The 625-nt window shown below is 60.3% G+C and carries 1 pseudogene; it reads right to left on the bottom strand.

Annotated features, from left to right (window positions below):
- A pseudogene (locus tag GNF76_RS29260) lies at positions 1–625 on the bottom strand (RHS repeat protein); the annotation flags it as partial.

A 625-nucleotide genomic window follows, 5' to 3' on the forward strand; every position in this document is an offset into this window, starting at 1 on the left:
TTTTTCCGTAAGGGTTGTAGCTGTAGGCCCGGGTGGCTCCGCCCGGCAACACCACCTGAATCAACCGCCCAACGCTGTCCCATTGGTACTGAGTCAGCGCGCCGTGTTCATCCTCGCGGGCAATCTGCCGTCCCAGTGCGTCATAGCGATAACGCCGGGTACTGCCGTTGGGTAACTGTTCCTCGATGAGTTGGCCGAAGTCATTCCAGCCAAGGCGCTGACAGCTGTGGTCCGGGTACCAGACTTCGGTCAGTTGGCCGCGTTTGTTGTAGCGGTAGTCGGTAACAAGCCCTTCAGGATCTGTTTTGCGAGTGATATCGCCCTGATCGTTGCGCTGGTATTTCCAGACCGCCTCGCCACGCCGCATAACCCGTACGAAGCCGTTGTCATGTTCGTAGGACGTCGGCTCATCGTCCCCTGGAAACAGCGCAATCAAGCGTCCGGCTTCGTCGTACTGATACGCCGTCACCGCGCCCAGCGGGTCCTGTTCGACCGTCAGCCGGCCTTTGTCGTCGTAGGACTTGAAGTGCTGCGCGCCATCCGGATCAATCCGCTGTACCAGCCGCGCGCGCTGGTCGTGGACATAGACTTCCTGACTGCCATCGGTGTGGTGGACGGTGACGCG

The sequence above is a fragment of the Pseudomonas spelaei genome (assembly GCF_009724245.1).
Lineage (GTDB): Bacteria > Pseudomonadota > Gammaproteobacteria > Pseudomonadales > Pseudomonadaceae > Aquipseudomonas > Aquipseudomonas spelaei.